The following is a 7855-nucleotide window of genomic DNA, read 5'->3' as shown; positions in this document are numbered from 1 at the left end:
CTGAGGCAAACTACTACAGGCAACTCAGAAATAGCGCTGACGTGCCTGCATTAACTTAAACCAATCAGCCTCCACGATTCCCGGCGCGGTTCAGTAAAAAAGTGGATTTAAGGTTGCGGAACGAATGAGTAACTTGTCAAACTGTTTTTTGGGGTTACAATTTCCGGATGCTAGAGCACACAAAGACCCAGAAGACCCCTCTGTTCGTAGGGGACAACCTTGCGCTCGACTTCATCAACACTCAATTCGGTGTGGGCCCGGCACGCCAGGAGTGCTTCGCCGATAACGATGCCGTGCTGGCATGGTTGAAGCTGGCCGGAGTGCTTCCTGACGACATCGATGTGGCCCCCGAGGGCCTACTGAGGCTAGCCCTTCAATTGCGCGAGAACGCAAGATGCTTGTTGAGTGCAGCAAAACATGGGGTCCCCGCAGAAGCCTCTGCTGTCAATCAAGTGCTCCGGACCGGTCGTGCATTAAAAGAGTTGGAGTGGGACAGCGGGAGCGGGTCTTTCAAGGTGGTGAGGCGGCGCCCCCTGGAGAACGCAGCCAGCTTTCTCGAGCCCGTTGCTCAAGCCATCACCGATCTGTTGACCCACACGCCGCTGGATCTTGTCCGGCAATGTGAAGCGCATGAATGCACACTTATATTTCACGACACGACGAAGTCGCATCGGCGCCGCTGGTGCAGCATGGCTCTCTGCGGCAATCGAATGAAAGTCGCGGCGTTCCGGTCGCGTAAGAAGGGGGAATAAGCGACTTGATTCAAAGACGAGTGTTTATTGAGTTCGCCCTGAACAAAACGTAAGTCCTTGATGTACCTTGCGCTCTTCCGCTGTAGGTACAGCGAAATTTGCAGGCTATGGTGCAGATGAGATTCGTTTCCTTGCAAATTGCCTCAATGATTGCAATGCGCCCAAGCCTTCCCAACCCCAGAGCGCCGAGTTGTTCCGCCCGCACCTGGACGAGCAACTGAACATGTGCCACCCGCTGATTCGGTTCGCTGGTCTGATGGACTGAGAGCAGATCGAGCAGCACTTCGCCTCTCACTTCACCTCGGGGCGCGGGCGACCGGCGCTGTCGCCTCGCTTGGTGGTCGGTCTGCTGTACCTGCAGCACGCCCACGACGCTTCCGATGAGGCCGTGGTCAACACCTGGCTGGAGAGCCCACACTTGCAGTTCTTCACGGGCGAAATCTATCTGCAGAACGAACTGCCCATCGACCCGAGCAGCTTGACGCGCTGGCGCCAGCGTATCGGCGAGGAAGGGGTGTGGAGTTGACCCTGTAATACCGGACACAGCGTCACACTAAGGTTGCTGAATCCATCGAGCGCCGGAACTCGCGAGGCGAGTGGTATTTCAGCGCGCTGTGGGGATGCTTCTCGTAGTAATGCTCGAACGCGATGGCCAAGTTGCGTGCAGCAGTCGCTGCGTCCGGCGTCGGCATGAAGGCGACGTAGTCGCGTTTCATCGTCTTCACGAAGCTCTCGGCCATCCCGTTACTTTGCGGGCTGCACACCGGCGTGGTCAATGGCTTCAGGCCGATGGCCACTGCGAACCGGCACGTGGAGGGTTGGCCGGGATTCGCAAAAAATCCGCCACATCTCGACCTAAGCGGCTGATTTAAAGGCAAAATCGATGGTCGGGTCGAGCGGAAGGATGGGGCGTCGCAGGTCCAGCAGATAATCGCCAAGCCGGTTGATGTGTTCGCGCCGATAGGGCGACAGGCTTTTGAGCACCTCGGCGTCGATCGGATGCCTTTTCTCCTGCAGTTCTTTCAGCTTGCGCGACATCCACTGCACGTTGTACAGGATCACCATGTTCGCCACGAGGTGGTTGTACTTGATGATCTTGCGCTGCTCGTGCCGGACGTTTTCCGCGATCACACCTTCGCCGCCGAACATCAGCCACTTCGCGAAATCGTTGAACTGCTCGCTCTTGTTGGTCTGCGCGTGGATCGTGCGGCGCAGTTCCGGATCGTTCAGGTACTTGAGCAGGAACAGCGTCCGGATCACGCGCCCCAGCTCGCGAAACGCAAAGTACAGCTTGTTCTTCGTGCTCTCCGAGCCGAGGCGGCGCAGGATCGTCGATGGCGTCATCCTGCCCGCCTTGATCGACACGGCCACGCGCATCATGTCACCGTAGTGCCGCTCGATCAGGTTCCAGTCAATCGCCTGGCGACACAGGCTGTCGATGTGCTCGTATTTGCGACGCTTATCGGCCTTGTAGAGCACGAGGTCCTTGATGTTGCGCATGCGCGGCATCAAGCCGATGCCCATCACGTACGACAGCCCGAATACGGGCCCGCTTTGAGCCTGCGTATCGCCGTGGATGGTATCGGGCCTGATGTCGGCGCCGTTCTCGATCAGTCCGTCGAGAATGTAGACGGCTTCATGAACGCCGCAAGGAATGAAGTGGCTGAACAGTGCGATGTACATGTCCGACACGTGATAGTAGCCGATCCCGCCATAGCCACCATACCGGAAGTGATACTCCGACAGCAGATTCTGCTCGTACAGGCTCCACTTCGTGCCGTCGGCCGAAGCATGCTTGCCGCTGCCCCAGTATTTCGGCAACGCGAACTGGTTGAACGCGTTGACGACCTTCACGATCGCCCTGTCGAGGCGTTCCTCGGTCACGTGTTTCAGGTTCAGCCACGCGACCTGCTTGCGGCTGAGGCCTTTCACCGACCGCGCGGTCTGGCTCGGTCCGAGATTGCAACCGTAGCAGAACAGCGTGCTGATAAAGCGCTTGCGCGGGTCATCGATCTTCGCATCGAAGCCGGACAGCGGTCCGAACAGTTTATGGAGGTCGAGCCACTGCTCGGTCTCGGTGAGCAGATCCAGGATACTGATTTCGTGCATCGATGCCTTGATGGCCTGGTCGATCAGCGTGAGAGTCGGTAGTTCGGGTTCCTTGCCCGGTTTATGAATGATCAGCCCGTCGTCACCGATCGCGATGCTGTCGTTCTCGGGGAAGCCGGCATCGGTCTCGTCCAGCGCTGTGCCCAGTTGCTCACGCAGCTGTTTGACGAAAGTCTTCGCGTCCGCGGGCAGGCCAACCGTCTCGCAGTAGCGGGGCAACTCCCGCCGGTATTCCTCATCCGAAACCTGGTGGATCCGGTGGTCGTCGTACTGATCACTGCCCTCGACATAGAGATCACCCGAATTTAGCTCGCGCATGATCTGGTGGAGCACGCACAGCTCGAAGAAGCGCCGATGCAGCATGTGACTGTCTCGTCCGTGCGGGAACACGGCACGTTCCCACTTTTCGGGCATCCAGTCGAGCGGCAGATTCGCGAGATCATTGTCCGTGAGCAACAGATATTCGCGATGCGCGGCGCGGAACCCCTGCAGCCATGCGAGCGCGATCAGCACGGATCGATCCTGCGAGCTTGAGCGCAACGGCAACGCGTCGAGGCACTGGAACAACAGAGAGCGTTGTGTCCTGTACGGCCCGAGCATGAATGGCAGATCGAAATTGCCGGCATAGGCAATATGATCGTTGCACTGTGCGAGCGTGGCGGCCGGGTCGCCGAGCGCTGCACGTATTCTCGGCAATCGCTGACGCTCGGATACTTCATCATCCTGAAGAATCTGCAGCACATCGCGGAACTGTCCCACGAGGCCGTCGACGGCCTGCGCGTGATCGAGCCGGTACTTCTGCATCTTCGTCTTCGCATGGACTTCGTACTTGCGCATGATCTTGATGAAGATTTCTGCGACGTCGTCGAGCGCCTTCTGAAGCTGTGCCTGGATAAACAGGACGGCGAGCGCGTAACGCTTGTTGACTTTAAGCGACCGAAGTTCCGCAACGTCGAGCGCACGTGCCTCGGTGACGAGCTGCTCCCGTTTGCTTACCGACAGTCTCTCGGGCAGTCCCGGTAGTCCGTCGACGAGCGCCCGGATGCCATCAATGTGTTTCAGGAAGCTGGCGACCGCACGCGTGGTCGGCTTCTTTGGCTCACGCTTCAGGTCCCCCCACCCTGATTTGCCACCCGTGAGGACCAGCAGCGCGTCAAGGCGGACTCTCAGCGCGTCGTCGAGCCCGCCAGTGATGTCCCGGTAGATCGCCTCGTTGACGGCACTGCGCCCTTGCGCGGCGATCCGCTGCAGCATCGCGAGCGGTGGCAACTCGTAGCGACGCCGAACCAGCTCCTCGAGCAGGACATTAACGATGTCGGGCAGTTCGGCCTTTGTCTGCGCCTCTTCGCGGGCAAGTTCGGCGAGCCACGCCGCGTCATCGCTATTGAACGGGTGGATACCAAGGTACGCGTGAAGCAGCTTCTGGTGCCGGATCCGTGTGCCCGATTTATCGTAGCGCGACACGGCCGCCCGCGGCAGCGGTCGTGCCCGCAGGGCTGTGCGAATGTGGTCGAGAATGACGGGCGGCACATCCGCCAGCATCGGAAAGTACCCCAACCGCTGCAGCAGCTTCATCTGCGCCATGAACAGGACGGCAGTCGATTCCTGACGAACCTGCCGGCGCACGTAGCGGATCTCGGCGGGTGTCGGCGTGAATGCGGCCAGTTCGGCCTCCCTCGGTGCGGCGGGCAGGACCGGATAGACCGGATCATGAGCGATCGTCACGGTGACGCCCGCCGCGCGAAGATCCCCTCGATCTGCCGCATGCGCTGAACTTCGTCGTCGTCCAGGTAGACCGAGGTCGTCGAAATCGACGCGTGACGCAGGTTGTCTCTCACGCTCGTCAGCGTGGCGCCGCCAGCGAGGGCATGTGTCGCGTGCGTATGGCGCAGCCAGTGCGGCGTCGCGCGCCGCAGCTTGCTCGCGAGCGTCAGGTGATCGGCCTCGATGCTGTCGGCGGCAGCATGGAAGAAGCGGCGCAGGATTTCCCTTAGCCGCGGCGTGGTGATACCGCCGGGCACATCGAGATGACCGAGCAGCAGCGTATCCGGCGACCATTGCGTCGGGCTCACGGGCAGGCCACGCTGCACCAGATACTGGTTCAGCGCGAAACGTGCGAGTGGCGGCAGCACGACCTTGCCGGCCTTCGCGCCCTTGCCGGTCAGATGCAGCCACCGTTCGCCGCGTGCACCGGTTTCGATGCCACCGAGCGTGACGCCGACCAGCTCGGCGGCCCGCAGGCCGGTTGCGTAACCGAAGTCGAGCACAAAACGCAGGCGCTGAGCCGCGGGTGCCGCCCAGCCTTGTGACCATTCAAGGCCGTCGGCGAGGGTTCGTATCAGCTCCCACTCTCCGGCAGAAAAAGCACGCGAGGCGTCCAGTTCCCCGTTGCGCTGCGCGCCACGTACCTTGAGGCCCGCGAAGGGATTCGCCAGCACGTATCGTTATTCGATCAGCCACCGGAACATCGCGCCGAGCACCGACAGTGCATAGGCGATGGAGTCCGGCGACAGCGCGCCCGTAAACGGTCGCCATTCGGGCGACGACCGTGGGCGTGCTGGCGCGACCCAGCGGGTGCGCGGCGCCGGATGACGCAAAAAAGCGCGATAGCCTGTCGCATCCTCGCTCGTCAACGACGACAGCGCCTTGCCCCGTTCGAGGATCGCCCAAAGCAGCAGGCGCTCGGCTTCCCGGCGGTAGGCGCGCTGCGTCTCGATGGCCTCGTGCCGTTCGAGCCAGGCGCCGATTGCCTGATAGTCGTTACTGGCCTCAAGCGCGCACATCGGCTTCGGCGCGCGGAAAGCGCCGCGTGAGCCGTCGACCTCATGAGGCACACGGATGTTTTCCCATGGCACCACGGGTTCAGGCATCTCCGTCACGACCAGTGCGCGAGCCCGTTCGGTCAGTTGCGGGTGGGCGGCAAAGAAGGTTTCAATATGACGCGCGCTGCGCATGCCGAGTCCGGAGATCGCGAGCCACCAGCGATGACGACGGGGAATCCGCACAGTCAGGTCGGCCAGCGTCAGGATGCCGTACGCGCGCAATGCGACGACCGCCCGGGCCGGTAGCCACGCACCGATCGCGTCGCTGATCTGGGGATGCGGTACAAGTATCGAAGGCAGGATGTCCACGGCGTGCGCCGCGGCCTTGCGATAACGGGTCCGTTCGCTTGCCGGGCACTGAAATAGTTTCGCCAGATCGCCGCGGTGACGGTTGATGGCGAAATCGACGAGCTGACGCCGGATGCGCCCGATCACGCCGCGTGCCGACTGGCCATCTCCAATGGCCTGAGGGCAATAGCGTTCGACCGCCTCGCGCGGACCAACGCCTGCGTACCACGCGCGTAGCGCAGACAGGGATGTGGTGTCGGGAAAGGGTTGCGGGTGTGAGCGGCCAGACATCCAGAGATTATAGGTACTGGAATGACAGCGGCGTGACGGCCGCGAGTGACGCGTTTCGAAAATCAGCAGTTTGATCAGGAAATGCATCCGTATCGATAACAAGGGTTAGCGATAGGGATGCTTCTCTACACGTTGTTGCCTGAACACTCTCGAAGATGTACGCCATCGCCCGTTGCAGCATCAGCACATTTTGAGAACAGACTTGGTGGCCCATTTTGCTGAAGTATTCAGCGACGGTTTGGCGAAGTTGTGAGGTGCTCTTGAACAAAATCCATTCATTGCCCCCCGGCTCCAGTGCAGAAATGGGTGCCTTCCTTATGCCCCATTGCAGTCCTTCGCTCCCTCGCCGAGTTGACGGTACCATTCGGATACTCTGTATAAATCGGAACCGATCCATCGGCGCGGCCCGTGGCGCAGCCAGCAAGCCGTCGAGCTGGCCACGCTCGACTGGTTCAACAATAGACGGGTGTTCGGCCCGATTGGCGACATCCCGCCGGCGCAAGCCGAGCAAGCTTGATGATGCCGCCAAGGCTTGACTCAAACAAAGCGGTCTCCCGTAAATCCGGGGCGATTCACTTCGCAGCAAACGCCCCTTCAGTTAGCCCGGAACGAAGGCAACACTGCGATGTGACTCCTGCCGTGCTGTTCGAGGAGACGCTGCACATCCAACACAGCAAATGGCGGAACAACAACGGCGCCAATCTTGGATAGGTCTACCTTTCCTTCAACGGCGATTTCGCCTGGAATGGCCATTGCCCATCCTGAGCGGAGCGCTACGGCGTCCGCCTTGTCCTTGGTTACAATAAAAGCCATCGGGTAAGACAGGTCCATGAACGGTCCCATCGTGCCCAACGCGGTCTTTGGGAGACCTCGTTCTTCTTCATAGGTGAAGCCGCAGAACGAAACCCGGTTAGGCGTAGCCCCCGAATCCCCTTTGCCGTCCTCGCCAGACACCTTGTTCAAGCCTTGCGATCTGATTTCGTTGCCAGACAGCAAGGCATCGGCATTCAAGATTCCATCGAACGCCGTGCTCCACGTGTAATGGACCGCATGTGCGTTGGACAGGTCAGGAAGATCGCCTGTCGGCTGAAAGACCCGAAGGCTGTGGCTTCCATATTTTCCAGGGGCATCATAAACGTCACGGCCGTCTCGTACCTGACATTTCAATTCTGTTGTGCTCTGGCGAAGCCACTTGTTGACGCCCGTTTGTTCGATTTCGGAAAACAGAGCCGTGACTTGGGCGTTGGCCAGCCTGGTCTTGATCAGTCCGGGCTGAGACTCGCTCCCATAGAACGCTGCATTGAACCAGCGGGAGAAATCGCCACTTGTCAGCAAACCATCGGATACCTCCTTCAATCGGTCATCGATCTCGGACCGTAACTGCGCGACGGAAGCCCCGGCTCGATTGCTGTCTGGAACCATGTCATAAATCTTACCGGCTTTGGGCCCCTTGTTCCAGGTCAGTACTGTCTGTTGATTGACTCGCCAAGCCTGCAGGGTTAGGCCATGTGGTTCCTGTGACCCTGAACCAGAATTAGTCCCGGTCGGAAGTGGAGATTTCCGGCTTGGTTGAGTCGTCAGGCGGGGCGGATT

General features: G+C 60.1%; 3 protein-coding genes and 4 pseudogenes. 3 read left to right on the top strand and 4 right to left on the bottom strand.

Annotated features, from left to right (window positions below):
- Positions 1 to 167: 167 nt before the first annotated feature.
- Both BDI24065_RS40490 and BDI24065_RS40485 read left to right on the top strand, forming a co-directional pair.
- A complete protein-coding gene (locus tag BDI24065_RS40490) occupies positions 168 to 752 on the top strand; it encodes a CGNR zinc finger domain-containing protein (RefSeq protein WP_175035891.1) in 585 nt (194 codons plus the stop codon).
- 121 nt (positions 753 to 873) lie between these two features.
- A pseudogene (locus BDI24065_RS40485) lies at positions 874 to 1269 on the top strand (transposase); the annotation flags it as partial.
- 31 nt (positions 1270 to 1300) lie between these two features.
- On the opposite strand, the pseudogene BDI24065_RS40480 reads toward BDI24065_RS40485, so the two are convergent.
- From BDI24065_RS40480 to BDI24065_RS40470, 3 genes and pseudogenes are all read right to left on the bottom strand, one after another.
- Positions 1301 to 1564: pseudogene (locus BDI24065_RS40480) on the bottom strand (integrase core domain-containing protein); the annotation flags it as partial.
- A gap of 43 nt (positions 1565 to 1607) precedes the next feature.
- Positions 1608 to 4586: a Tn3 family transposase gene (locus BDI24065_RS40475; protein WP_175035890.1), complete on the bottom strand. Its 2979-nt coding sequence runs from the start codon at positions 4584 to 4586 to the stop codon at positions 1608 to 1610.
- Positions 4583 to 6262, bottom strand: a pseudogene (locus BDI24065_RS40470) (phage integrase family protein). The gene BDI24065_RS40475 and the pseudogene BDI24065_RS40470 overlap by 4 nt, the downstream one beginning before the upstream one ends.
- 373 nt (positions 6263 to 6635) lie before the next feature.
- Between BDI24065_RS40470 and BDI24065_RS40465 the strand changes: the two are divergent.
- Positions 6636 to 6779 (top strand): annotated as a pseudogene (locus BDI24065_RS40465) (IS3 family transposase); the annotation flags it as partial.
- 77 nt (positions 6780 to 6856) lie between these two features.
- Here the strand turns inward: BDI24065_RS40465 and BDI24065_RS40460 are convergent.
- On the bottom strand, positions 6857 to 7855 hold a 999-nt coding region (locus tag BDI24065_RS40460; protein WP_217481855.1), incomplete at its 5' end, for a hypothetical protein.

This window comes from Burkholderia lata (assembly GCF_902499025.1).
Taxonomy (GTDB): domain Bacteria; phylum Pseudomonadota; class Gammaproteobacteria; order Burkholderiales; family Burkholderiaceae; genus Burkholderia; species Burkholderia lata_C.
Note: the sequence above shows the minus strand (reverse complement) of the source record. Positions and strands in the feature narration are given on the sequence as shown.

What these genes read in the sequence shown, in the direction of transcription:
- BDI24065_RS40490 (WP_175035891.1), top strand. Translation starts at nt 168, where the DNA reads ATGCTAGAGCACACAAAGACCCAGAAGACCCCTCTGTTCGTAGGGGAC.